Source organism: Litoreibacter sp. JB4-2, assembly GCF_055693445.1.
Genome location: NZ_CM146334.1, coordinates 2943345 through 2968396 on the forward strand (window position 1 = coordinate 2943345; position 25052 = coordinate 2968396).

Genomic DNA, 25052 nt, shown 5'->3' on the forward strand with positions numbered 1-25052 from the left:
GCGCCAAGCCCAAGCGCTGTCTAGCGGGCGCGGTGGTTCAGGAAAGCGCCAACCGTGCTCATCACCAGAATTGGGGCAAGGACGGCGAGGGCGCCGTCAACCATGTCAACGCGGATATTGATATATGCAAAGCTACCGGCGAGCGCGCCAATGCAGCCGCCCACAACAAGGTTCAGAAAAAGTCCAAGGTTGAGCGGTTTAACAAGCACCGCCAAGACGTTACAGGCCAACATCCCGATGGCTGCATAGACGAAAGCCAATAACGGGAACTGCAACAATGGAGAAAACTCCAGCATCAATGCTCTTTCATCAACCGCGCCTTCTGGCGGTTCCAGTCGCGTTTTGCTGAGGTTTCGCGCTTGTCGTGGTTTTTCTTACCCTTGGCGATCCCGATTTTCATCTTCGCGCGGCCCACATGGTTGAAATACAACACTAGCGGCACCAGCGTCATGCCCTCGCGCTGGGTGGCGGACCACAGCTTGGCCAGCTCCTTCTTGCTGACCAGCAGCTTGCGGCGGCGGCGTTCTTCATGTTGGAACGTTTTGGCTTGCGCATAGGGTGGGATGTAGCTGTTCACCAGCCACAGCTCGCCTTCTTCTACCGCGGCGTAGCATTCGGTGATCTGCGCTTTGCCCGTGCGCAAGCTTTTCACCTCAGACCCTTCAAGCACGATACCGCATTCCACGTCATCCTCGATGGCGTAGTCGTAGCGGGCGCGTCGGTTCTCGGCGATCACCTTGTAGTTCTTATTTTCGTCTTTCTTGGCCATCCCCGCGATATAGGGGCTGCTAGGGGCGTTCGTCTAGGGCTAGCAGGAAAAGGTTTAGGCCAGTTTCTTCATGGCGCCGCTCGCCGGTTTGCCGAAACCCGTGCCGGTGGTAAAAGGCGCGCGCTTTTAGGTTCTGCTCGAAGACTTCCAGCGATAGCGGCACGGGATACGGGGCCAGCAACGCGCTGCCAATGCCGGTCCCTTGATGGATCGGATGCACGAATAACGCGGCCACCTCGCGCCCCAGCAAGGAAATGAACCCGGCCACACCGTCTTTGTCGGCAACCATCGTCTCGACATTAGGGATGTAGCTATGCGCGATATTGCCCAGCTCGGCCAGAATGAAGCTTTCGGGAAGCAGCGGATTGGTTGAACGAATTGCGGCCTCCCAACAGGTTAGGAGGCCGCTTAAGTCGTTTGGTTGATACGGGCGCAGGATCAGTTGATCAGCCCCGCGCCGCGCATGGCAGCTTTGATCTTCTCTTTGGTGCTGTCTTCCAGGCCGACATGCGGCAGGCGCACCTCTTCGCTGCATTTGCCCAGCAGGGAGACGCCATATTTCGCACCGATCAGGCCCGGTTCCGTGAAGATCGCCTCATGCAGCGGCATCAGCTTGTCCTGATAGGTCAGCGCCTTGGCGTAGTCGCCTGCGGTCATCGCATCTTGGAACTCCGCGCTGAGCTTTGGCGCGACATTGGCCGTGACCGAGATGCAGCCAACCCCGCCATGCGCGTGGAAACCCAGCGCTGAGGCATCTTCCGCCGACATCTGGCAGAAGTCAGGACCACACAATTCGCGCTGCTTGGACACACGCGCCATATCGGCAGTGCTGTCTTTGACGCCGATGATCATCGGGTGTTTGGCCAGCTCGCCCATGGTCTCGGGCGTCATGTCGATGACCGACCGGCCGGGGATGTTGTAAATGAAGATCGGCAATCCCACCTCGGCAGCCGCCATGTAATGCGCAATCAGCCCGCGTTGGGTGGGCTTGTTGTAATAGGGCGTCACGATCAGCGCGGCATCCGCGCCCACCTTTTTGGCATGCTCGACCAACCGCACGGTTTCAACCGTGTAGTTCGACCCGGCACCCGCAATCACAGGCACGCGGCCAGCGGCTGCTTTGACGACGCATTCCACCACGGCGTCATGCTCGTCATGGCTGACGGTTGGGCTTTCGCCGGTTGTGCCCATTGGCACCAGCCCGTGCGAACCCTGCTCGATATGCCATTCGACCAAGTGTTTGAGCGCGTCAAAATCCACTGCGCCGTCTTTGAACGGCGTGATCAGCGCGGGCATAGATCCCTTGAACATGACACGTACTCCTTGAGTGTTAATATAGCATGGGCCGGATAGCCTCGGCGGAACCTAGCTGCAAGTCCTGATCTTGCCAAGTTTGTGAGTTTGCGCCGGGCAAGGGCTGCGCTATCTTGCATGTCTCAACCCCGCACGAGGCCCGTTTTGATCCGCATTTTCTTCGCTCTTAGCCTATGCTTGATGGCTAGCTCGCCAGCACGCGCAGACAGCGATCTGGCAGACGCGCTCAGCGCAAGCGCCAAGGGCGATTGGGACACGGTGGCCCAACTGCGTGAAGATATCACCGACCCCATCGCGCGTGACATTATTGACTGGACCCGGCTGCGCGGCTGGCAGGGGACGTTCGATGAATGCCTCGACTTTATCGACCGCAACGCTGATTGGCCCGGCATGCCGCTTTTGCGCCAGCGCTGCGAATACAGCATCCCACGCTTCTATTCCGATATGTCGGGTGTCATCGACTATTTCTTCGTTCAAGCGCCCCGCACCGGCACCGGATCGCTGCGGTTGGCGGAGGCGTTGATCCGCTCAAACCGCAGCTACGAGGGCGCGCTTGAGGTGCAACGCGGCTGGCTCACCTTCAACCTCAGCGCGGATGAGCATGACGCCTTTGTCACCCGCAACGCCAAGACCCTCAAAGACCTGCACGAGCAGCGGCTCGACATGCTGCTCTGGCGTGACAGCGACGTAGCGATTGAGCGGATGCTGCCTTTGGTCAGCAAGGATTACCGCCGTTTGGCCGAAGCCCGCATTGCACTGCGTAGCAACCTTTCGGGTGTCGACGCGCTGATAGAGGCCGTCCCGGACAAGCTGAAAGACGACCCTGGCCTCGCCTTTGAGCGCTTCCTCTGGCGCGCGCGCAAAGGGCGGGAAGATGCGCTTGATATCATCGTTCAACGCTCTGTCTCCGCGGAAGCTTTGGGCAAGCCTGAGATGTGGGCGCCGCGCCGCCGCACCATGGCCCGGGCCTTGTTGCGGAACGGAAAGCCCGCGCAGGCCTATAGCGTCGCATCATCGCATTACCTGTCAAAAGGCTCTGCCTTTGCCGATCTCGAATGGCTATCAGGCTTCATCGCGCTGCGCTATCTGAATGCTCCCGAACAGGCTCTGGAGCATTTCCGCGTGTTTGAGGCCGCTGTTGCAACGCCCATTTCATTGGGCCGCGCGGGCTATTGGACAGGACGTGCCTATGCTGCCATGGGCGAGACGGAGGATGCGCAAAAAGCCTATGCGTTTGCGGCGAAATACCAGTCCTCCTTCTACGGCCAACTTGCGGCGGAAGCGGGGGGCTTGCCCGCTCCCACTGCGATGCTGGGCAAAGACGAATTCCCCGATTGGCGTGATGCTGCGTTCAATAACAGCTCCGTTTTTCAAGCTGCCCGGCTGTTGCAGCGCAGTGGTGTCCGCAGCCTGTCGGAGCGGTTCTTCGTCCATCTGGCCGAAACCCAAACCCGCGCGGAACAAGGCCAACTAGGCGACCTCGCGCTGGAACTGGACGAGCCGCATATCGCCCTGATGCTCGCCAAACAAGCGGCCCGGCAAGGGTTCGAGCTATACAAAACCTACTTCCCCATCGCCACACCCGCCGGGATGGAGCTGCCGGTGTCCGAGGTCTTCGCCCTCTCCATCGCCCGGCGTGAGAGCGAGTTCGACCCGGTCGTGATCAGCCCCGTCGGCGCGCGCGGGTTGATGCAATTGATGCCCGCAACAGCGCGGGAGGTCGCAGGCAAGCTTGGCGAAGATTACGACGCTGATCAACTCCTCTTTGATCCTGAATACAACGCCCGGCTGGGCGGCGCATATCTGGCAGAGCTGTCCCGGCGCTATCAAGGCAACCCGGTTCTTATGGCGATTGCCTATAATGCAGGCCCATCGCGCGCCAACCGCTGGATGCGCGACTATGGCGACCCGCGCGACCCCAAGATTGACGTCATAGATTGGATCGAAAACCTGCCTTTCCGGGAGACACGCAACTACGTGATGCGCGTCACCGAAAGCTTCCTGCCCTACCGCGCGCGGCTGACGGGTGAGCTGCCAGCGGTCAATTTGACGGCGGATCTGCGTCGCTGACTTTTGTACGCCAAAGCGTAAACAACCCCGCCGCGATCACCAAAGCCACGCCGATGGCGATATTCGTCTCGATGGTTTCGCCAAACACCAGCACCCCGATCACGCTCGCAAAGGCCAGCTGGAAATAGGCAAAGGGCTGCACGGCTGAGGCCTCCGCAAGCTCATAGACCCGGATCAGCAGGTAATGCCCGGCGGCCCCAGTCATGCAAAGAATACCCATCCAGACCCAGTCGCGGGCGCTCATCGGCTCCCAAAACCAGACGCCGATCAGTGTCATCCCAACCGCCCCGGCAACGCCTGTCCAGAAAAACGACGTTGCAGTGCGGTCTTTGCGGGCAGCATAACGTGTCAGCAGGGAATAAAGTGCAAACATTGTGGCCGATGTCAGCGCGATGAACGCTGCCGGGCTGAACACCTTGAGGCCCGGTTGCAGCATGATCAACACGCCGATGAAGCCCACCCCAATCGCCGCCCATCGGCGCGGGCCGACGGCTTCACCAAGAACCGGACCCGATAGCGCCGCAACGATCAAAGGGTAGCTGGCAAAAATGGCAAGGCTTTCAATCAGCCCCAGTAGCGTGAAGGCCAGCACCATGACGCAGACCTCCGCGGCCAGTAAAACTCCGCGAAAGACCTGCAATACCGGCTGCGATGTGCGTGCTGCGTTCGCGATGGACCCGGCCCGCCTTGCGCTCACCGTCAACACGAAGGCCGCAAAAAACCAATAGCGGATCATCACCACCATGATCACGTTGTATTCGCCCGCCAAATGGCGCGAGATGCCGTCCTGCATGGCAAAGATGAACATTGTCAGGATCATCAACCAGATGCCGCGCTGCGCGTCCGTCATCGCTTGACCCCGACCGACATATGCCGTTTGCGCCCAAATCCCGGCACACGGGTCACGTCAAACCCTGCGGCTTCCAGCCCGCGCCGGACATGGCCCGCTGCCGTGTAGGTCGCGAATGTGCCGCCTGTTTTGGTGTGCGCGCCGACATGCGCCAAAAGCGCCTCGTTCCAAAGCTCCGGGTTCTTTGCGGGCGAAAACCCATCCAGAAACCACGCATCCGCCTGCCAGTCTTGGGTCGCAAGCGTAGCATTGGCATCGCCCACTATCACTTGCGCTGTGATCCCGTCTGCCTCAAACGTGAAGCTGTCCTGCGACCAAGCGCTCAGCATGGGCTCAGCCAGATAGGCCAGCTCCGGGAAGGCTGCAAGCGCGGTCTCAGCTTCCGCCTTCGCCATAGGGAAGGCTTCAAAACTGGTGAACCGCAAAACCCCGGGGCCGCTGAATGCCTGCCAAGCGGTCAGCAGGTTCAACCCGGTGCCAAACCCCAGCTCGGCGATATGAAACCCATCGCAAAACCGCCCGGGCAGATCATTGCCCGCCAAAAACACATGCCGCGTTTCCGCCAAGCCGTCATCGAGTGAGAAATACGGATCATCAAACCGGGTGGAAACGGGTATCTGTCCGTCCCGCCATTCAAGCTCCGCCCGCTGGTCTGTCATGGTGTTCTGCCCTAGGTTCTGCGCCAGACAATGCGGAAGGAAGATCACCTTGTCCACGCCAGAAATGCGGCCGAGCGTTGCGCCAGATGTCACCGTCTTGGGCGCCGGTATCTTTGGGCTTTCCATCGCGTGGTCGTGCCTGACACGCGGGGCACGGGTTCGGGTGATCGAGCGGCGCGGCGTTGGCGCGGGGGCATCGGGCGGGATCGTTGGCGCCTTGGCGCCGCACACGCCCGAAAACTGGAACGACAAGAAGCAATTTCAATTCGACAGCCTGATCGCGGCACCCGACTGGTGGCCAAAGGTCGAACGCGCCTCCGGGCTGCCGTCTGGCTATATACGGACGGGCCGTGTTCAACCGGTTTTGGATGCCCATGGGTTGCAGCTGGCGCATACGCGCGCTGAAAACGCGGAAACGCTTTGGCAGGGCCACGCCGAATGGCGTGTGACCGAGACAAAGCGCGCCGCGTGGGAGCCGCCCAGCCCCACCGGTTTTTTGATCGAAGACACGCTCAGCGCGCATATCCACCCGCGTCTCGCGGTACAGGCGCTTGCAAAAGCGGTTCAGCGTGGCGGGGGCGAGATTGTGATTGGGCAGGGCACGCCCGCCGGAAAGGTGATCCATGCGACAGGCTATGAAGGGCTGTTGCAAGATGCCCATGCCTTGGATCAGCCGTTCGGAAACGGTGTCAAAGGTCAGGCGCTCTTGCTTGACTTTGATGCGAAAGGCGCGCCGCAGCTTTTTGCTGATGGGCTGCATATTGTGCCGCATAGTGACGGGACGGTTGCGATCGGATCAACGTCTGAGCGTGACTTTGACGCCCCCGCAACAACCGATGCGCAGCTCGACGCGGTTCATGCGCGCGCTCTGGCGGCGGTCCCGGCATTGCAAGGCGCGCCGGTGATCGCGCGTTGGGCCGGTGTGCGCCCGCGGACCAAAAGCCGCGCGCCGGTTCTTGGCGCGCATCCTGTCCATGCCGGTCAGTTCATCGCCAATGGCGGCTTCAAAATCGGGTTCGGCATGGCGCCGAAAGTGGCCGGGGTCATGGCGGACCTGCTCCTCGACGGGCACGACGCAATACCCGACAGTTTCAGGCCGCAGGCCAGCCTTCGGCAAAACCCATAGCTTGCCGAAACCTAGGCGGATCGAACCAAATCCACCTCCGCTTTCAAAGCCGACATCAGCTCTGTTAGGGCTTTTTGATAAAGCTCGCCCTTTAACTGCCCGCCCTCATCGAACGCGTCAAAGCTCTGGGCAACAAGGACTTCGGGCCCTTGCAAAATACGCGGGCGAAACGGCATCATCGCCAAACGCAGGTTGAACTGCGCGCGTTCGCCTCCCGCGCGGCCCGCCGTTGCCGACATGATAGCCACGGGTTTGCCCGCCCAAGGCGCGCCTTTCGTGCGGCTTACCCAGTCGAGTGCGTTTTTCAAAACGCCGGAAATCCCTTTGTTATATTCAGGACTGGCGATCACCACGGCATCCGCGCTGGCGATCTGGTCGGCAAGCTTTTGGACGATCTCTGGAATGCCCTCCGCCTCCTCAAGGTCGCCATCATAGAGCGGTAGTGACAGGTCCGCTTCGGTAAAGGATGTGGCGTTGCCGAGGCGGGCGGCTTCGCGGATCAGCAAACGGTTGGTCGCAGCTTTACGCAGCGACCCGGAGATGCCCAAAATGTTGAAATCGGTCATGGTAGCCCTCGATTAATCAGGATTTTGACAAAGATAGCCCGCCGGTGACCCAAATCACCTGCTTTGGGCGAAAAGAAGCGCCCTTACGATTTGCATATTTTCAACTCAATGAAACACCGGTACATGCCCGGCTTTTCAAAGGTTTGGCTTAATACTCGACGCCGATTTGCGCTTTGATGCCGGACCGGAACGGGTGTTTGATCAGTTCCATTTCGGTCACAAGGTCCGCGATTTCGATCAGTTCTTCCTTGGCGTTGCGTCCGGTAAGAACCACATGGGTCATCTCTGGCTTTTCGGCGGTCAGGAAAGCGGCAACCTCGTTCACGTCAATATAGTCATAGCGCATGGCAATATTGATCTCATCGAGCAGCACCATGTGGTTGGCGGGGTCGCGGATCAGTTCCTTCGCTTTGGTCCATGCGGCTTGTGCCATTTCAATGTCGCGCGACTTGTCTTGGGTCTCCCAGGTGAAGCCTTCGCCCATTGTGTGGAAGGCGCAGGTGTCGCTGAATTTGCTTAGGATCAGGTCGCGTTCCCCGGTGGACATGCCGCCCTTGATGAACTGAACCACGGCGCATTGCATGTCATGCGCGATGCAGCGGAAGATCATCCCGAAGGCGGCAGAGCTTTTTCCTTTGCCCTTTCCGGTATGGACAATCACCAGCCCCTTTTTGTCCGTCTTGGTGGCCATGATCTTGTCGCGTGCGGCCTTCTTCTTGGCCATTTTCATCGCGTGGCGGTCGAGGTCTTCGGGCGAGTCGCTCATCGGTCTCTCTCCTATATCTTGTATAATTTTTGGCTGAGGCCACAAAGGAATGCAAATCGTAACGCTTTCTTAACCATGGTGGCGGTAGGTCTTAGGTGTTGCCCCAGACAGGAAAACCCATTGAAGAACATCCTCCCATGTATCACGGCGCTCGTTCTGGCAGGTTGCGCAGCGCCGGGGGTAGATGTCTGGGGCGGCACGACATCCAAGCAATCGGCAGGCGGCCACAGCTTCACCGTCAACCATACGCGCAGCAGTGCTGAGGCGTATCGCACCAACCGCGCCTGGCGGTTGTCAGAGGCGCAGGTTTTTGCAAGCGCGGCGCTTGCGATGGAACGGGCCAGCGGTTGCAAAGTGCCGCCAGCCTCGCTGTCGGGCGATGTTGCTTTGGTGAAGGCCGAACTCATCTGCTGACCGCCTTTCGCATCGTGATTTCCGTTGTGCGATCATAGCCGGGATGCCGCCCCTCCGCCGTTTTGACAAAACCCAGCCGCGCAAAGGTTGCGTGGTTCTCGGTCAGCTCAATGCGGGTCTGCAATTCCAAAAATGGTTTTTCAAGTTGGGCAGCGCAGCTCTCCGCAGTGACGATGATTTGCCGTAGAAGGCCCATGTGTCGATGGCTTTTGGCGACTGCAAGCTTGCCCAGATAAAGGCAATCAGTCCGGGGCGTGCCGAAACCGCATGCGATGGGTACGCCTTCATGCTCGGCGATCCATAAAAAATGTTGTCCTGCGAAGGCTTGAATGTCCTGTTGAGACATCTGATGGAGGGAGGAGGGGGGATCAATACGCCCCGCCATATAGGCAAAGCTCTCATGAAGAAGGTGCAAAATGGCGGACCAATCGTAGTCGTTCTGAATGCGAGCGACCTTAGGCACTGGCAAGCTCACTCAGCAGCGCGCGGGCGGAATTTGATTTGGGCACCCAAAGCCCACGCTCAATCGCCTCGTTCAGCCGTTCAGCCATTTCGCGCAAGGCGGGCGCGTTGTGCTCCGCGATGAAATCCCGGGTCTCGTCATCTTCCAGAAACGCCTGATGGACGAGGTCGAAATGATGGCCCCGCACTGCGCCCGTGGTAGCGGCGAAGGCAAAAAGGTAATCGAGCGTCGCCGCCATTTCGAACGCACCTTTATAGCCATGGCGTTTGACCCCGTTGATCCATTTCGGGTTGACCACGCGGGATCGAACGACGCGGCCTATCTCATCCTCAAGGGTGCGGATGACGGGGCGTTCCGGTCGCGAATGGTCATTATGGTAGATTGGCCTGTCACGGCCCTGAAGCGTTGACACCGCCGCCGCTGCACCACCTTCGAACTGGTAGTAGTCATCACTGTCGAGCAGATCATGTTCGCGGTTGTCTTGGTTTTGCACCACGGCCTCGACCTGTGACAGGCGGGCGGTCAGCGCGGGTTTGTCCTGAACGCCGTCGCCGTCCTTGCCGTAGGCGTAGCTGCCCCATTCGATATAGGCCTTCGCAAGGTCTGCTTTGTCGGCCCAAAGCCGTTCGTCGATCATGGCTTGCAAACCGGCGCCATATGCCCCGGGTTTGGAGCCGAAGACGCGCGACGGGTTTTCGCCCTGCCGGGCCCGCGCGGCTGCCGGGTTCAGGTCGTCTGGCTCGTCCAAAGATTGAATGGCGCGGGCCGCGCTATCGACCAAGGCGATTTGCTGCGGAAACGCGTCGCGGAAGAAACCCGAAACCCTGAGCGTCACGTCCACACGCGGCCTGCCCAAAACGCCTTGCGGCAGGATCTCAAACCCGGTGACACGCCTGTTGGCGCTGTCCCATTTTGGTTTGCAGCCCATCAGCGCTAAGGCTTGCGCAATGTCATCGCCGCCCGTACGCATATTGGCCGTGCCCCAGGCGGTCAGCAGCATGGCGCGGGGCCAGTCGCCGTGGTCTTGCAGTTGCTTTTCGATCAGCAGATTGGCCGATTTCCAGCCCAAGGCCCAGGCGGTGGGCGTGGGGACGGCCCGGCTGTCCACTGAGAAGAAGTTACGCCCGGTGGGAAGCACATCCAAGCGCCCACGGGTGGGCGCGCCGGACGGTGCCGGGGCAACGAAGTGCCCCGCGAGGGCGCTGAGGAGCCCCGCCCCTTCTTTAGGGCCACATGCTGAAACGATAGGCTGAATGCGGGTTTTGATGTCTTCAAGAATGTCGTCTGACGCTCGACTGACGTCATCGCCCCACCCGCCATCCCGAACAAGCTGAATCGCCAAAAGCTCGATCCGTTCCAACGTATCGCCATGGCTGCGCCAGCCGTCAGTGCTGATGTTTTCCAAAATAGCTGGCCGCGCGCCGTCCCATGGTGCGGCCATGTCGCAATCAAGCGGGTCGAAATCCAGCTCCAAATCCTGCGCAATCGCACGGATCAGCGACGCGTTCACCCCTTTGCCGTCCCCGCGCGGCACGCGGGTCAGCGCAATGGTCAGATCGCGTTCCAGATCGCCCACGGGCGATTGGCCAAACACATGCAACCCGTCACGAATTTGTGCTTCCTTCAGCTCGCAAAGGTAGGCGTCCAGCTTGGCCAGGTCGCCATCCTCATCCTCGCCCTTCATGCCAACATCGGCGTCCAGCCCGGTGGCTTGGGTCAGGGTCAGGATCTCGCGGCGCAGGTGGGTGATCCGGCGTGGGTCGACACCTGCGGCTTCATAATATTCGTCAACCAACGCTTCGAGATCGCGCAAAGGCCCGTAGGTCTCAGCCCGGGTCAGTGGCGGGGTCAGGTGGTCGATGATCACCGCTTGGGCGCGGCGTTTGGCCTGCGTCCCTTCGCCGGGGTCGTTGACGATGAACGGATAGATATGCGGTGTCGGCCCGAAAACGGCCTCGGGCAGGCATTCGTCGCTCAATGCCGTGGCTTTGCCCGGCAGCCATTCCAGATTGCCATGTTTGCCCATATGCACGATGGCATCCGCGCCCCACGCGTGGCGCAGCCAGAAATAGAAGGCGAGGTAATTGTGCGGCGGAACAAGGTCGGGCGAGTGATACGTCTCGGTCGGGTCAATGTTGTAGCCGCGTGCCGGTTGCAGGCCCACAACGGCGTTGCCGAACCGGTGGATCGAAAGCTTGAAACCCGCGCTTTTTGTGGCCGGGCCCTCCGGGGGGAATATTTTTGAAACAATGAAGAACGGGTCGTTTTCAGGCTGCCCCCAGCGGTCTTCAATCCGTTGGCGCACCGCGTAAGGCAGCTTGGCGTATTCTGCCCTATAGGCCGCAAGCGACATCACCTCGCCGCCTTCGGTGTCGGCCCGATCTGTCAACCAGTTGGTCGGACCCGCCATGATCTGGTCCATCAGTGATTTGGCCGTTTCGGGCACGTCAACGCCGTAGCCCGCCTCTTTCAGCAGGTCCAAAGCGTGGACCGTCGATGCCGGTGTGTCGAGGCCCACGCCGTTTGCCAAGCGCCCGTCCTTGTTCGGGTAATTGGCGAGGATCAGCGCGGTTTTGCGCTCGGCCTCTGGCGTGCGGCGTAACCGGGCCCAGTTGGCGGCAAGCCTGGCCACGAAGCTGATGCGATCACCCCGCGCGCGGTAGGTGGCGATGGGGCATTCGGTGGCTTCGTCGAAAAACGCCTCCCCTTTGAAGCTGACGGCGCGGGTCAGAATGCGGCCGTCCACTTCGGGCAAGGCCACGTTCATCGCGATGTCGCGCGCGGAAAGGCCAGTTTGGCCTTCTTCCCATGCGCCCTCAGAGCTGGCAGCGAAGACGACCTGGAACACAGGCGAAGCGTTCGCCGCCGCCATCACAAGCGGGTTCGCCGGGCCGTCATCGCCCGCATGCGGGGAGCCGACGGCGAACGAGGTGGCGTTCAGGATCACCTCTGGCGGGGCTTGTTCAAACAGCGTTTGCAACGTGGCCTGGCTGACCGGGTCTTTTAAGGATGCCACGAAAATGGGAAGCGGGTTCAACCCTTCGCGCAGCAGCGATTTGACCATTCGGTTGATCGGCGCAAGTCCGGCCCCTTGGACGAGTGCGCGGTAGAAGATCAGTGGCACCACCGGCGCGCCGTCCGCCCAATTTTCTTGCGCAGTGGCCAGATCTGAAACGCCCGCGCCGGGCCAGTAGACGCCCGCGCGCAGCAACGGCGTCGCGGCTTGCGGCGTGTCAGACCCGTCCAGCATGGCGCTTGCATAGGCCAGAAAGTTGGTCGCATTGGCCGGCCCGCCCTCGACCATATAGGCCCAAAGCGCGTCATAATCCTCGCTTGAAACGGTGGACAACCCACGCAGTTCCGCGTCCGGTTTGTCATCGCCCGGCAGGGCAACGAAGGGCACGCCCGCCTCATGCAAATGCGCTGCATATTGCGTCAGCCCGTATTTCCAATAACCCGACCCACCGAGGCAACGAGCGATGACTATTCGCGATTTGGCAGCGCAGGCCTCAATATGCAGGTCAACGGACATGGGGTGCTGCAAATGGGTCAGGTTGGCCAGCCGCAGCGACGGCGCGCGGGACATCTCGGAACGCGCTTCCGACAAGGCCGCCAGCTCCGTATCGGCGGCGGAGATAAAGACCACATCCGCCGGCGTCTGGCCCAGATCGACCGGCTCGGTGCCATTGTCAATCGCGCCAGGCGTGGCGGCCAGAAGGTGCATGTTACAGCGCCTTTTCCATGAACAGGCTGGTGGTGTTGGGCTGGTAGTCGCCAAAAAGCGCGCATTCGGTGAAGCCGTGACGGGCATAAAGCTTCACCGCCGCCGCCAGTTTTTCAGCCGTTTCCAGACGCAACAAAGTGACACCCTCGGCACGCGCGGCGTCGTCCAAAGCAACCATCAGGGCGTCGGCAATGCCTTCCCCACGCCGCGCCGGGTCGACGAACATCGATTTCACCTCGGCATAGCCATCCTTTAGCGACAGCGCGGCTGTGCCCGTCACGGTGTCGCTGTCTTTGGCGACAAGGAAGCGGATGTTAGGTGTGCAAAGCTCTTCGATGTCGAGGAAGTAGTTTTCCTCAGGTTCGAACAGCTCCTGCATCAGCGCGTGGCTTTGCTTGAGAAGCGCGGTTGCCTGCGGGTCGCGGGGGTCACCCGGCTCGACGATCATGCCTGCAACGCGGCTTCAATCGCCGCATGATCAAGGCCCGCTTGTCCAATCACGACAAGTCTGGTCTCGCGTGGTTCCGCTGCCCCAAAGGGCCGGTCGAAATAGGTGTCGATGCGCGGGCCGACGGCTTGCAATGTCAGCCGCATCGGTTTGCCTGCGACAGCCGCGAAGCCTTTCAGGCGCAAGATGTCATGGGTGCGGATAACGGTTGCAACCTGTTCTGCGAAGGCCTTTGGATCCGTGATCTCGGCGCGGGTCACGACAAAGCTTTCAAATTCGTCGTGGTCATGCTCGTGATGGTGATGGTCGTGATCATCATCATGGTCGTGGTCGTCATCATGGTCATGGTGGTGGTGATGCACCTCGTGGCGCGCCTCCAGATCACCTTCCGCGCCGATGCCTTGGCCCAACAACACGTCCACAGGCAATTTCCCCATAGAGGTTTTCACGACCTGCACGCTATCGCGGCTGTCGCCTTTCAGCTGGGTCACCAGCGATGCGCTTTCATCGTCCGACAGCAGGTCCGACTTGTTCACAACGATCATGTCTGCGCAGGCCACCTGATCTTCGAACAGCTCTGACAAGGGCGTTTCATGGTCGAGGTTTTCGTCCAGCTTGCGCTGCGCGTCTACGGCCTCAACATTATGCGCAAACCGGCCTTCGGTCACGGCCTTGCCGTCGACCACGGTGACAACGCCGTCAACGGTCACTTGGGTCGAAATCTCGGGCCAGTTGAACGCGCGCACCAGCGGTTGCGGCAGGGCCAGCCCGGAGGTCTCAATGACGATGTGGTCGGGCTTGTCTTCCCGGGCCAGCAGTTTTTCCATCGTGGGCACGAAATCCTCGGCCACGGTGCAGCAGATGCAGCCGTTGGACAGTTCCATGATGTCATCCTCGGTGCAGGTCTCGTCGCCGCAGCCTTTCAGGATGTCGCCATCCACGCCCAGATCGCCAAACTCGTTGATGATCAGCGCGATGCGCTTGCCATTGGCGTTCTGTAGCATGTTGCGAATTAACGTGGTCTTCCCGGCGCCAAGGAAGCCGGTGACAACGGTGGCGGGTATCTTTGCGGGCATGTGAAACTCCTCCGCGCGGGTCCAAAATCAAGCAGCGGGCAGGCCCGAGCGGTGCCAGCACCTTGCGCGCCGGTCATGTCAGTTTTGGACTGTGTTTTAGGTGAAGAGGGCGGACAGGGCGGCAGACGCCACCACTGCAAGTGCCAGCAAAACGGCGCCAGCCATGCCAAGAATTTTTGCGCTAGAGGCCTGCTGTGATCGGGCCGCGGCGATCGCTTTCGCGTTCTTTTTCATCTCGTGTCTCCTTCAAGCCGTCACACCCGACGGCCGGGGTTCCAATAGATGCAAGGCTGGTCTCCTGGCTCGCGGGTCGTGATGCTTGGTCGGCCTTCCCGGTTTCCCAGTGGCGTTGTCGACCAGCACTCACCGCTTACAGTCGCGGGGGCGGCTCCGGCATTGCGCCCCGAATTGGGTCACGCGCACCGTATTCCCATTTTTCCCCGCCACGCTTTGCGCCACACGGGGAACCATGCAGACGCGAGCATGCGCCCTGCGAAAGGGCAGGGTCAAGGTCGATTACGACATGTCCTGTGTGTTTTGGGCCGAATCTTTGCGTCAAACGCAGCGGCGAAAGGTCTAAACCCCGGTCGGCGTCAGGCTGACAATGGCCAGAACGGCGAATGCGACGTGGCCGAAGGGGATCACGTTCAAAACCATGGTAAAGGGCTGTCTGCGTGTTTTGTGGCGGAAGACCTTCTGGCCCAGTTTTGTGCCGACCCAGCCACCCAAGGCGGCCAAGGCGATAACGTTTCCTTCGGGAATGCGCCATTTGCCCGCGCGGGCGCGGTTCTTGTCGATGGCGATAGCTACAAATGACACAACGTTTACGACAATGAGATACGTGTAAGCGAGCAGGATGATCAGCAGCATGGTTTTGTCCGTTTCTGGCCCCCGCGCTCACGTTAACCAACGTAAACGGACAAAATTAAGGAAGGCAGGTAGCAAAATCGGGGCAGTGATGCCTCAACATCCTGTGGATAAGCGGGTTTGTGCCGCCATATCTGGGGGTTTTGCGTTGACTCGCGTGGCCCCACTCCGAACAATCGACAAACCTTTGCCCCGATTCCGTGGATGACGCCCCGTTGCGCTTTTCGAAACTCAGACTGAACGGCTTTAAAAGCTTCGTGGACCCCACGGAGCTTATTATTGCTGACGGTCTGACGGGCGTCGTGGGCCCCAATGGCTGCGGCAAATCCAATCTGCTGGAGGCCCTGCGTTGGGTGATGGGCGAAAACCGCGCCAAATCCATGCGCGGCTCTGGTATGGAGGACGTCATCTTTGCTGGCGCAATGTCGCGCCCAGCGCGCAATTTTGCCGAAGTTTCACTGCAGATCGACAATGGCGAACGGCTCGCGCCCGCGGGGTTCAACGACCTCGACAATCTCGAAATCATCCGCCGGATCACCCGCGATGCAGGCTCTGCCTACAAAACCAACGGCAAGGATGTGCGCGCCCGCGACGTGCAAATGCTGTTCGCCGATGCCTCCACCGGGGCGCATTCGCCCGCATTGGTGCGTCAGGGGCAAATCTCTGAGCTGATCAACGCACGCCCCAAGGCCCGCCGCCGCATTCTGGAAGAAGCTGCCGGCATTTCCGGGCTCTACCAACGGAGGCATGAGGCGGAACTGAAGCTGAACGGCGCGGAAACCAATCTGGGCCGCGTCGAAGACGTGCTCGAACAGCTCGCCACCCAGCTTGCCCAGCTCGCCCGCCAAGCGAAACAGGCCGCGCGCTACCGCGAAATCGGTGATCAGCTGCGCAATTCCGAGGGGCTGCTTTTGTATCGCCGCTGGAAGGAAGCGGATGAGGCAAGCGCCGCCGCCAGCACTGAGCTGACCGAGCGCACCCAGATCGCGTCGCAATCTGAGCGGCAAGCCCGCGAGGCCGCAAAGTTGCGCGAAACGCAAGACGCCGCCCTGCCGCCGCTGCGCGAAGAAGAGGCGGTCGCCGCCGCGATCCTGCAACGGCTCGCCGTGCAGCGCGACACGCTCAGCGATCAGGAAGCGCAGGCCAAGCGCCAGATCGAAACGCTCACCGGGCGGATCACGCAGCTGGGTCAGGATATCGAACGCGAAGCCTCGCTGAACAAAGACGCGGGCGAAACCATCGACCGGCTGGAATGGGAAGAGCGCGAGCTGAACAAAGCGTCCGAAGGGCATACCGATAAGCTCGACCAAGCGGGTACTGAGGCGCGCGAAGCTGCCAACATCCTGTCGGATCGCGAAACGCAATTGTCCGAGCAAACCGAAGATGTCGCACGCCTTGCCGCGCGCCACCAATCTGCGCACCGTCTGTTGGAAGACGCCCAAAAGACCCGCGACCGCTATGAAGGCGAGGCCGAAAAAGCCCGCGCTGCGATGGGCGATGCTGCGGCAACAGTTGCCAAAGCTGCCGCCGATTTGGAAACGGCGCAAACAGCCTCGACGGAGGCCGCGACGCTGGCCGAACAGGCCGACGCTGATCTGGCGAAAATTGACATAGACCGCAGCGATGCCCAGTCCCGCGAAGAAACTGCCCGCGCCCAGCGATCAGAAGCGGAAGGCGAGGCAAACGCATTGCGCGCCGAAGCCACAGCGCTGGCCAAACTGGTCGAACGCGACACTGCCGATGGCAAGCAGTTGCTGGACGTGGTGCAGGTGAAATCGGGCTATGAGAAGGCCCTGGGTGCCGCATTGTCGGACGATCTGCGCGCGCCTCAGATTGCCCCCGATGAGCCCACCGGCTGGGCTGTGCTGCCCGGCTACACAACGCCGCAGGAATTGCCTGCAGGCGTCAAGGCTTTGACCACTTATGTCACCATCCCCGAAGTGCTCGCACGCCGTATGAGCCAGGTCGGATTGGTCGATGCCGCCGATGGCGCGCGGCTTCAAAAGGACCTTAAACCGGGCCAGCGGCTGGTCTCTGTCGAAGGCGATCTGTGGCGCTGGGACGGGTTCCGCACCGACGCCGAAGACGCGCCAAGTTCTGCCGCGTTGCGCCTGAAACAGCTCAACCGTCTCGAAGAGCTAAAGCAAGGTGTCGAACGCGCCTCCGCCGCCGCCGATGGTGCCCGCGCCGCGCATGAACACCTGACCCGTGAATTGGAAGAACTGACCGCCAAAGACCGTGCCGCCCGCGACACGCGCCGCGACGCAGATAAGCGTATGGCCGACGCGGCCCGCGCGCTCAGCCGTGCGGAGGGCGAACAATCCATGGCGCAGGGTAAGCAGGAAACGCTGGGCCTCGCCGTGACGCGCTACGAAGAAGAAGCCATGGCCGCCCGCGCGCGTCTGCAAGAGGCTGAAAAAGGCGTGTCCGATCTGGGTGATCTCGATGCGGCCCGCGCCCAAATCGAAGACGTCAAAATGACCGTCGAGGCGGCGCGCATGACCATGCTCGCCAAACGCTCCAACCATGATGAGCTGCGCCGCGAGGGTGAGGCCCGCCTCAAGCGCAGCCAGGAAATTACGACTGAGATCAGCGGCTGGAAGCACCGTCTGGCGACAGCCGAAAAGCGCATCGCCGAGCTGGAAGAACGCAAAACCAGCAGTGAAGCGGAACTGAAAGCTGCCAGCTCCACCCCAGATGAGATCGCCGCCAAACGCGACGAGCTGACCGGTGCTATCAATGACGCCGAGGCCCGCCGCCAAAAAGCCGCCGACGCATTGGCCGAAGCCGAAACCATCCTGCGTGAGGCAATTCAGACCGAACGCGACGCCGAACGCAACGCGTCTGAGGCCCGCGAGGCGCGCGCAAGATCCGAGGCCCGGGCCGAGGCCGCGCGCGAAACCGTCACCGTTGCCGTCGACCGTATCCGCGAAGAAATGGAAGTCACGCCCGAGGCCTTGCTCGAAACGCTCGACGCAGACCCTGACAGAATGCCCGCTTCCGAGGCGATTGAAAACGACGTCAACCGCCTCAAACGGCAGCGCGACGCGCTCGGTGCTGTCAACCTGCGCGCCGAAGAAGACGCCCGCGAAGTTCAGGAAGAACATGACAGTCTGGAGAAAGAAAAATCCGACCTGCATGAAGCGATTTCAAAACTGCGCACCGGCATCGCCTCGCTGAACAAGGAAGGCCGGGAACGTCTGCTGACCGCGTTCGAGGAGGTGAATGCAAGCTTCGCGACGCTGTTCAAACATCTGTTCGGCGGTGGCGAAGCCAAGCTTGTCATGGTCGAAAGCGACGACCCGCTTGAAGCGGGGCTTGAGATCATGTGTCAACCGCCCGGCAAGAAGCTGTCCACCCTGAGCCTGCTGTCAGGTGGGGAACAGACCCTGACCGCGCTCGCCCTGATCTTCGCGGTGTTCCTCGCCAATCCCGCGCCGATCTGTGTTCTCGACGAGGTCGACGCGCCGCTTGATGATGCCAACGTCACGCGGTTCTGCGATCTGCTTGATGAGATGACCCGCCGGACCAACACGCGCTTCCTGATCATCACCCACCACGCGGTCACCATGGCGCGGATGGATCGGCTCTTTGGGGTCACAATGGCCGAACTTGGCGTGTCGCAACTGGTCTCGGTGGACTTGAAAAAGGCCGAACAGATGGTGGCGTAGCCCCAAGGGCCTCAGGGGCCGCACGGCCAGATGCGCAACAATACCCGCAATACTGCTCAAATCTTCCTTAATACTGCCACAAAACGGGGCTAGCCCTGCGCCCATGTTACGTGCATTTTTCACCGCCCTCGTTCTGTTGCCGGCGCTGTTTTCAGTGCCCGCCTTCAGCCAAACAAAAGCCGCTCCTTTGGAGGCGCTCAAAACGCCTGCGCAGGCCCTGCCATGGCAGGCCGTTGGCCGTCTTGATATGCCAAACGGGTCTTGCACCGGTGCGTTGATCAGCCCGAAGCTGGTCCTGACAGCCGCGCACTGCGTCTATGACAAGGGCGAAATACGAGATGCGGAGACAATCGTCTTCCGCGCGGGCTACCGCAACGGCCGCGCTGCTGCGACGCAACGTGGCAAACGTATCGCGATCCATGCCGACTATGTCGATGATGGATCCAAAAACAGTTCTCCCAAGCTCGTGGCGACCGATGTGGCCGTGATTGAGCTGGCGGTCCCCATCGTAAATGCCGCCATCATACCCTTCGATCGCGACCGGCAACCGGCCTTGGACGCCCGCGTGATCGTCGTGTCCTATGCGCGTGGTCGCAGTGAGGTGGCGTCCCTCGAAGAGGGCTGCCAGATGTTCGCCCGCTTTGAAAACGTGTTGCAATATACATGTGACGTTGACCCCGGTGCCTCGGGCTCCCCGATCTTCGTGATGACGGATGCGGGCCCAAAAATCGCCTCGGTTATCTCCGCTATGACGGAACGCAATGGCAATAAAATCGCACTCGGCGCGCCGCTTGGTCCGGCGGTGGACCGCATCGTTCGCACATTGCAAACGACCGATGTTGACCCGCGTTTCGTCAATGCGTCTTCGGTCGGCGGCTTGCCCAACGCACGCAAACTTTCGACCCGGTCGGGTCTGCCGCAAATCACCCGATAAGCGCCCAGACTACAGCGGCGCCAAAAAGCAGCGCCCAGGTCTTCCACAACATGGAAATGCAGGCATCAATGTCTGCGGGCGCTAGCGCTTTGCGACCTTCTGGATGCACGAATGGAAAGTCACGCATCTCGCCATCATAGCTGCGTGGGCCAGACAGGGCGATGCCCAAGACACTCGCCATAGCCGCCTCAGGCCAACCCGCGTTGGGGGAGCGGTGCAGCGGGGCATCGCGTCGTACCAAACGCCAAAGGTCTAGCCGCCAAGCGGCAACAAGAATCAAGATTGCGGTCAGACGGGCCGGGATCCAGTTCAGGACGTCATCCAACCGCGCCGACGCCCAGCCAAATGCCTCATATTTGGGCGTTCTGTACCCGACCATGCTGTCCGCGGTGTTAACAGCTTTGTAAACGAGTATGCCCGGCAGCCCCCCGATCAAGAACCAAAAGACCGGGGCGACGACACCGTCGCTCAGGTTTTCGGCGGCGCTTTCAATTGCGCTTCGGGCAATCGCGGCCGCTTCCATGTCGGCGGTGTCACGCCCCACAATCTTGGCGACCGCACGACGGCCGTCCCCGATGCTTAGGCGTAGCGCATCGGCGACGTCGCGGACATGGTCCGACAGGCTGCGCTGCGCGATCAGAATAGCGGCGAACAGGATGCTCCAGATGTCGCCAAATGGCAGTCGCCCGATGATGGTGGCGGTTGCAAGCGCGCCGACGATCAACAAGATGATCATCCCGATGCCCATCATCCTGCGCGGTCCCCGATTGAGCCGCGCATCCAACCACCCAATCGCGCGCCCGATGATCACGGCGGGGTGCGGCACGCGGGACCAAAGCCAGCGGGGCTCCCCCAGTGTCGCGTCCAAAAACATCGCAATTGCAAGCATCTAGCGTGCCTCGCGATCTACTCGGTGGTCGGTGTGGTGCCCGGCAGGGGCGGGTGGCGGGTCACAAAATGCCCTTTGATAGGCTGCGGCCATTCGCGGTAGGGCACCTGGCCGCTGGTGCTTTCGGAATGTAATTTCGCGTAGCCGACAACCGCTTCGGCGGCTTCTTCAGACGGTTCAAACTCGCCCAATGTGTAGTTCAGCTTGCCCTCGGATTGGATTGCGACATTGCAGGCGCGATTGCAGCCCATCAGGCAGGAATGGCGGCGGGTTTCGACGCCGTCTACACCGTCTGCGGCGCGCTCAACCATGGCAGCGAAGCGCTCGCCATCGGTCTGCGATTGGGCGCTTTCGGCCCAATCTTCACGTTTGCACGTGTCGCAAATTGTGATCCAGCTGGTCATCTCGTCCTCGTGGTTTTCAGGCGTCCATCAACCCCATTTTGCAGGGCCGCGCAAGAACCCGCCGTCATACAAATGAGTTAAATTCACTTTACGCTTTGTTAACTAACGTAAAGGAAACTGAAGAGGTATCTTTAAGGGGAAAGGTACCGGCCACATTCGCCACATGTAGAGGGTCGGACATTCAATGAGAGTCCTAATTGTCGAAAGCGACCCAAATCTGGGTCAAATATGGTGCAATCACATTCGGCGTCTCGGCGCAGATGTGTGTGTGTTGCGCTCGCAAAGCGACGCCGTTGAGGCGCTGCAAGATGACGTGTTTGACGTGATCATTCTGGATCTTGAGCTGTGCTTGGGAAGCGCTATGGCCGTGGCCGATTACGCCAGCTACCGCCGCCCCGAAAGCAAGGTGATTTTTGTCACCTCGAACAGCTTCTTCTCAGACGGCACCATCTTTAATTATATGGCCAATGCCGCGGCTTTGATCCCGTCAGCGACCAAGCCGGAGGACATGGCCGCTTTGGTCGAACATCACGGGCGATAGGCGGTCTCAGCCGCGCCCATGCGGCGCGTTCCAGTCGATCACAGGGTTAATGGGCACGATCCGATGCGGGTTAATGCTTTCATGGCTGTAGTGGTAGTGGCGCACGATATGGTCGAAATTGACCGTCTCGGCCACGCCCTCCCATTGGTAAAGCTCCCGCGTGTAGGCCCATAGGTTGGGGTAGTCCACCAACCGCGCCCGGTTGCATTTGAAATGCAGGTGGTAGACCAGATCAAACCGCACCAAAGTGGTAAACAGCCGCCAGTCGGCCTCGGTCACAGTATCGCCCATCAGGTAGCGGTTGTCCGATAGGCGGGTTTCCAGCCAATCAAGCGTATCAAACAACGGATGCACCGCTGCGTCATAGGCGGCTTGCGTCGTCGCAAACCCCGATTTGTAGACCCCATTGTTCAGCGTGTCGTAGATGCGCGCATTCACCGGTTCAATCGCCTCTCGCAACCCTTCGGTCCAAAGATCCAGCCCATTGCCGGTCAGCCTGTCAAAGGCCGTGTTAAACATGCGAATAATCTCGGAGCTTTCGTTGCTGACAATCGTCTCGCGCTCCTTGTCCCACAGGATCGGAACAGTCACCCGCCCGGACACATGCGGGTCCGCCTTGAGGTAAATGTCGCGCGCAAAAGGCAGCCCGTAAAGCTGATCACCGGTCGCACCCAAATCGTCCGTTTCGAAGGTCCAGCCGTCGCCCAACATGTCGGGATGCACGGCAGAGACATCAATCAACCCCTCCAGCCCTTTCAACTTACGAAAGATCAGCGCGCGATGCGCCCAGGGACATGCGTAAGACACGTAAAGATGGTACCGCCCGGCTTCCGCCTTGAACCCGCCGTCCCCCGAAGGGCCCACGCTGCCATCAGCGGTAATCCAGTTGCGAAACCCGGCGGTGGTGCGCTTGAACGCGCCGCCCGTCGATTTCGTGTCATACCAGTGGTCTTTCCACTCACCTTCGACCAATAGGCCCATGGGTTGCTCCCTTTCATATTGCCAAACGGGCTTAACCTGCCCGTCATCACCTGTCATCACGCGTCGCCGCACAGAAATTGCGCAGGACGCAAACGGCACTTCGGGTGACGCTTCCCCCATTGCGGCCCCTTGCGCGGGCCGATAGACCTGTCACTCAGACGAGGGCCGCAAGGCCCAGAGAGGTTGGCGGCCTTCGGATCGACCCAAATAGGGGGTCCACCGGTTGCATCGTCAGATGGGCTCAAGCTGGCCCCCTCTCCCTATTTGGAAATGAGAAAGGTGCGCCCATGACCCGCTTGCTGTTTATCGCCTTCACGCTGATTGGCGCCCCCGCCGCCGCGCATGTCGGCCATCTGGGCCAGGCCGCCGGGCATGATCACTGGGTCGCGGGTATCGCCATCGGGGTTGCCATTGGCGTGTCGATCTGGGGTGCGATCAAGGGCAAAAAAGACCCCGAAGATGCACCCGAGGAAGAGGTCGAGGAGATCGAAGCAGAGGAGGAAGCGGCATGACCACATCCCCCGAAAAAGTCGGTGTCATGATTTGCGGCCACGGCTCGCGCAGCCAAGCCGCCGTCGATCAGTTCTCAGTCTTGGCCGAAAAACTGCCCGGTCATTTCCCGCCCGATTGGGAAGTTGAGTACGGCTATCTCGAATTCGCCAACCCGGTCATCCGCGACGGGCTCGATACCTTGCGCGAAAAGGGCTGCACCAAAATTCTCGCGGTGCCCGGCATGCTCTTTGCCGCGATGCACGCCAAAAATGACATCCCCACAGTGCTGAACACCTACGCGGCCAAGCATGACATCGCGATCAGCTATGGGCGTGAGCTTGGGGTCGATCCGAAAATGATCGCCGCCGCTGGCGCGCGTATCCAAGAAGCAGTTGATGCCGCAAATGCGCAAAAGCACGTTGCCAATGAGGACACCTGCCTTGTCGTCATCGGGCGCGGCGCCTCTGACCCGGATGCCAATGGCAATGTCGCCAAGATCGCCCGCATGCTCCATGAAGGCATGGGGTTCGGCTGGGCTGAGGTCGGTTTTTCCGGCGTCACCTTCCCCTTGGTCGAACCATGCCTGACCCACGCCGCCAAGCTCGGCTACAAACGCATCATCGTTTTCCCCTATTTCCTGTTCACCGGTATTCTGATCGACCGCATCTACGGCTTCACTGACATGGTCGCAGAAGCCCATCCCGACATCGAGTTTGTCAAAGCGGGCTACCTGAATGACCATGCAAAGGTTCTGGAAACTTTCGCCGAGCGAGTGACCGAGCAGATGGGCGCCAACCCACCGCCAAATTGCGGCATCTGCGCCTACCGGACGCAGGTTTTGGCGATGGAAGGCGGCAAGGACGTGACGATCCCGGCCGACGCGCGCAATCACCCGGCCTTCGCCGACACCCCACCGCCCACATGCGTTTTGTGCAAGTACCGGACGCAAGTGTTGGGATTTGAGGGGGAGGTCGGCGCGATTCAGGAAAGCCACCATCACCATGTTGAAGGGCAGGGCGCATCTGCCCCCGGCTCCAACGTTTCCGATTGCGCGCTCTGTGACACGTTTTGCACTGGCATGTGCCGCCTGCAGGCGCAAGCCGCGCATGATCACGGCCATCACCACCACCATGACCACAGTCATACACACGGCGACGAGCACGCCCACACGCACGATCATGATCACGAGCACCACCACGATCACGATCACCACCATCACCATGATCACGACCATCACCACGCGCCCTACCCACATGCCAAACATCCGCATGGCCCGGAAAGTGCGCGAAAGCTGACGCAGTCGAAGCTCAAAGCCTGATGCGCTTCGTTTTGTCAAAAATACTCCCGCCAGAGGCCCTTCAATCGGGGGCGCAAACCTGATGCGCCCTTACGAGAAGGACCCGCAAGCGATCTACGCAGCCAGTTTTGCCACCGTCGCGGCGGAGGCAAATTTGGCGCGGTTCCCAAACGGGCTCGACACGCTCGCGACACGTGTCATCCACGCCTGTGGAATGGTTGAAATTGCTGACCGGCTCTCCTTCTCTGACCACGCGTTCACCCTAGGCCATGCCGCTTTAAAATCGGGTAAACCGATCCTGTGCGATTGCGAAATGGTTGGCGCGGGCATCATCCGGCGCGTCTTGCCATCCGAGAACAAGGTGATCGTCACCCTGAACGACCCCACAACGCCCGACCGCGCCAAATCCATCGGCAACACGCGCTCCGCCGCCGCCGTCGAGCTGTGGGAGCCGCATATCAAAGACGCCATCGTCGCCATCGGCAATGCGCCCACCGCGCTGTTTCACCTGCTCGATTTGATCGACCAAGGCTTCCCGCGCCCGGCCGTCATTTTGGGTTTCCCCGTCGGCTTCGTCGGCGCAGCGGAGTCGAAGGCCGAATTAGCCGCCAACCCGCGGGGCTGCGAATTCGTGGCGCTGCGTGGTCGCAAAGGCGGTTCCGCAATGGCCTCCGCAGCGGTCAATGCGCTCGCCATCGGTGCGGGAGAAAAAGCAAATGGTTAACAACGCC

The 25052-nt window shown here is 60.6% G+C and carries 26 protein-coding genes and 1 riboswitch; of the genes, 9 read left to right on the forward strand and 17 right to left on the reverse strand.

The genetic code is table 11. From position 1 onward, the window contains the following. Positions 1–20 precede the first annotated feature (20 nt). The 4 genes from ACZ1G7_RS14565 to dapA form a co-directional block, all read right to left on the reverse strand. On the reverse strand, positions 21–296 hold the full coding sequence (locus ACZ1G7_RS14565; protein WP_472660109.1) for a hypothetical protein: 276 nt from the start codon (positions 294–296) through the stop codon (positions 21–23). After that, positions 296–769 (reverse strand): SsrA-binding protein SmpB, encoded by a 474-nt coding sequence (smpB, locus tag ACZ1G7_RS14570; protein WP_472660110.1) that lies wholly within the window; start codon positions 767–769, stop codon positions 296–298. The genes ACZ1G7_RS14565 and smpB overlap by 1 nt, the downstream gene beginning before the upstream one ends. A gap of 19 nt (positions 770–788) precedes the next feature. Then, complete coding sequence (locus tag ACZ1G7_RS14575; protein WP_472660111.1) at positions 789–1058, reverse strand: GNAT family N-acetyltransferase; 270 nt, start codon at positions 1056–1058, stop codon at positions 789–791. 149 nt (positions 1059–1207) lie between these two features. Continuing rightward, on the reverse strand, positions 1208–2080 hold the full coding sequence (gene dapA, locus ACZ1G7_RS14580) for a 4-hydroxy-tetrahydrodipicolinate synthase (RefSeq protein ID WP_472660112.1): 873 nt from the start codon (positions 2078–2080) through the stop codon (positions 1208–1210). Between the two features lie 183 nt (positions 2081–2263). On the opposite strand from dapA, the gene ACZ1G7_RS14585 reads away from it, so the two are divergent. Beyond that, positions 2264–4153 (forward strand): lytic transglycosylase domain-containing protein, encoded by a 1890-nt coding sequence (locus ACZ1G7_RS14585; protein ID WP_472660113.1) that lies wholly within the window; start codon positions 2264–2266, stop codon positions 4151–4153. On the opposite strand, the gene ACZ1G7_RS14590 is transcribed toward ACZ1G7_RS14585, so the two are convergent. Then, the gene (locus tag ACZ1G7_RS14590) at positions 4125–5003 is read right to left on the reverse strand and encodes a DMT family transporter (protein ID WP_472660114.1); all 879 of its coding nucleotides are present in this window, start codon (positions 5001–5003) and stop codon (positions 4125–4127) included. The genes ACZ1G7_RS14585 and ACZ1G7_RS14590 overlap by 29 nt on opposite strands. Next, positions 5000–5662 carry a tRNA (5-methylaminomethyl-2-thiouridine)(34)-methyltransferase MnmC2 gene (gene mnmC2 / locus ACZ1G7_RS14595; protein ID WP_472660115.1) on the reverse strand — a complete coding sequence of 221 codons (663 nt, stop codon included), beginning with the start codon at positions 5660–5662 and terminating at the stop codon, positions 5000–5002. The genes ACZ1G7_RS14590 and mnmC2 overlap by 4 nt, the downstream gene beginning before the upstream one ends. A gap of 64 nt (positions 5663–5726) precedes the next feature. On the opposite strand from mnmC2, the gene ACZ1G7_RS14600 reads away from it, so the two are divergent. Further along, positions 5727–6788 (forward strand): NAD(P)/FAD-dependent oxidoreductase, encoded by a 1062-nt coding sequence (locus ACZ1G7_RS14600; RefSeq protein ID WP_472663741.1) that lies wholly within the window; start codon positions 5727–5729, stop codon positions 6786–6788. Between the two features lie 11 nt (positions 6789–6799). Here the strand turns inward: ACZ1G7_RS14600 and ACZ1G7_RS14605 are convergent, their stop codons facing one another. Together ACZ1G7_RS14605 and cobO are read right to left on the reverse strand one after the other, a co-directional pair. Continuing rightward, positions 6800–7354, reverse strand: coding sequence for an NADPH-dependent FMN reductase (locus ACZ1G7_RS14605; protein ID WP_472660116.1), 555 nt, complete (start codon positions 7352–7354; stop codon positions 6800–6802). A 148-nt stretch (positions 7355–7502) separates the two neighbouring features. After that, complete coding sequence (gene cobO / locus ACZ1G7_RS14610) at positions 7503–8120, reverse strand: cob(I)yrinic acid a,c-diamide adenosyltransferase (RefSeq protein ID WP_472660117.1); 618 nt, start codon at positions 8118–8120, stop codon at positions 7503–7505. Positions 8121–8240: 120 nt separating this feature from the next. On the opposite strand from cobO, the gene ACZ1G7_RS14615 reads away from it, so the two are divergent. Further along, on the forward strand, positions 8241–8534 hold the full coding sequence (locus ACZ1G7_RS14615; RefSeq protein ID WP_472660118.1) for a hypothetical protein: 294 nt from the start codon (positions 8241–8243) through the stop codon (positions 8532–8534). Here ACZ1G7_RS14615 and ACZ1G7_RS14620 read toward each other — a convergent pair. From ACZ1G7_RS14620 to ACZ1G7_RS14645, 6 genes are all read right to left on the reverse strand, one after another. Further along, positions 8524–8997 carry a GNAT family N-acetyltransferase gene (locus ACZ1G7_RS14620; protein WP_472660119.1) on the reverse strand — a complete coding sequence of 158 codons (474 nt, stop codon included), beginning with the start codon at positions 8995–8997 and terminating at the stop codon, positions 8524–8526. The two genes, ACZ1G7_RS14615 and ACZ1G7_RS14620, sit on opposite strands and share 11 nt — an antisense overlap. Further along, complete coding sequence (cobN, locus tag ACZ1G7_RS14625) at positions 8990–12721, reverse strand: cobaltochelatase subunit CobN (protein WP_472660120.1); 3732 nt, start codon at positions 12719–12721, stop codon at positions 8990–8992. Before cobN ends, ACZ1G7_RS14620 begins: the two co-directional genes overlap by 8 nt. Position 12722: 1 nt before the next feature. Beyond that, positions 12723–13169, reverse strand: a complete 447-nt coding sequence (locus ACZ1G7_RS14630) for a GNAT family N-acetyltransferase (protein ID WP_472660121.1) — start codon at positions 13167–13169, stop codon at positions 12723–12725. Next, the gene (gene cobW / locus ACZ1G7_RS14635) at positions 13166–14245 is read right to left on the reverse strand and encodes a cobalamin biosynthesis protein CobW (RefSeq protein WP_472660122.1); all 1080 of its coding nucleotides are present in this window, start codon (positions 14243–14245) and stop codon (positions 13166–13168) included. Before cobW ends, ACZ1G7_RS14630 begins: the two co-directional genes overlap by 4 nt. A 96-nt stretch (positions 14246–14341) precedes the next feature. Further along, positions 14342–14479, reverse strand: coding sequence for a hypothetical protein (locus ACZ1G7_RS14640; RefSeq protein WP_472660123.1), 138 nt, complete (start codon positions 14477–14479; stop codon positions 14342–14344). A gap of 37 nt (positions 14480–14516) precedes the next feature. Further along, a riboswitch (cobalamin riboswitch) is annotated at positions 14517–14732 on the reverse strand. 89 nt (positions 14733–14821) lie between these two features. After that, positions 14822–15115 (reverse strand): DUF1294 domain-containing protein, encoded by a 294-nt coding sequence (locus tag ACZ1G7_RS14645; RefSeq protein WP_472660124.1) that lies wholly within the window; start codon positions 15113–15115, stop codon positions 14822–14824. A 212-nt stretch (positions 15116–15327) separates the two neighbouring features. Between ACZ1G7_RS14645 and smc the strand changes: the two genes are divergently transcribed. Both smc and ACZ1G7_RS14655 read left to right on the forward strand, forming a co-directional pair. Further along, on the forward strand, positions 15328–18783 hold the full coding sequence (gene smc / locus ACZ1G7_RS14650; protein WP_472660125.1) for a chromosome segregation protein SMC: 3456 nt from the start codon (positions 15328–15330) through the stop codon (positions 18781–18783). Positions 18784–18886: 103 nt separating this feature from the next. Continuing rightward, a complete protein-coding gene (locus ACZ1G7_RS14655; protein ID WP_472660126.1) occupies positions 18887–19717 on the forward strand; it encodes a trypsin-like serine peptidase in 831 nt (276 codons plus the stop codon). On the opposite strand, the gene cbiB is transcribed toward ACZ1G7_RS14655, so the two are convergent. Together cbiB and ACZ1G7_RS14665 are read right to left on the reverse strand one after the other, a co-directional pair. Next, positions 19707–20606 (reverse strand): adenosylcobinamide-phosphate synthase CbiB, encoded by a 900-nt coding sequence (cbiB, locus tag ACZ1G7_RS14660; protein WP_472660127.1) that lies wholly within the window; start codon positions 20604–20606, stop codon positions 19707–19709. The two genes, ACZ1G7_RS14655 and cbiB, sit on opposite strands and share 11 nt — an antisense overlap. A 17-nt stretch (positions 20607–20623) precedes the next feature. Next, positions 20624–21010: a DUF1636 family protein gene (locus ACZ1G7_RS14665; protein ID WP_472660128.1), complete on the reverse strand. Its 387-nt coding sequence runs from the start codon at positions 21008–21010 to the stop codon at positions 20624–20626. Between the two features lie 184 nt (positions 21011–21194). Between ACZ1G7_RS14665 and ACZ1G7_RS14670 the strand changes: the two genes are divergently transcribed. Beyond that, a complete protein-coding gene (locus ACZ1G7_RS14670) occupies positions 21195–21551 on the forward strand; it encodes a response regulator (protein WP_472660129.1) in 357 nt (118 codons plus the stop codon). 6 nt (positions 21552–21557) lie between these two features. On the opposite strand, the gene ACZ1G7_RS14675 is transcribed toward ACZ1G7_RS14670, so the two are convergent. After that, positions 21558–22532, reverse strand: a complete 975-nt coding sequence (locus ACZ1G7_RS14675; protein WP_472663742.1) for a glutathione S-transferase family protein — start codon at positions 22530–22532, stop codon at positions 21558–21560. 287 nt (positions 22533–22819) lie between these two features. Between ACZ1G7_RS14675 and ACZ1G7_RS14680 the strand changes: the two genes are divergently transcribed. From ACZ1G7_RS14680 to ACZ1G7_RS14690, 3 genes are all read left to right on the forward strand, one after another. Next, a complete protein-coding gene (locus ACZ1G7_RS14680) occupies positions 22820–23044 on the forward strand; it encodes a DUF6732 family protein (protein WP_472660130.1) in 225 nt (74 codons plus the stop codon). Beyond that, entirely contained in the window at positions 23041–24342 is a 1302-nt protein-coding gene (locus tag ACZ1G7_RS14685) for a sirohydrochlorin chelatase (protein ID WP_472660131.1), read from the forward strand. Before ACZ1G7_RS14680 ends, ACZ1G7_RS14685 begins: the two co-directional genes overlap by 4 nt. Positions 24343–24403: 61 nt before the next feature. Next, a complete protein-coding gene (locus ACZ1G7_RS14690) occupies positions 24404–25045 on the forward strand; it encodes a precorrin-8X methylmutase (protein WP_472660132.1) in 642 nt (213 codons plus the stop codon). Positions 25046–25052 lie beyond the last annotated feature (7 nt).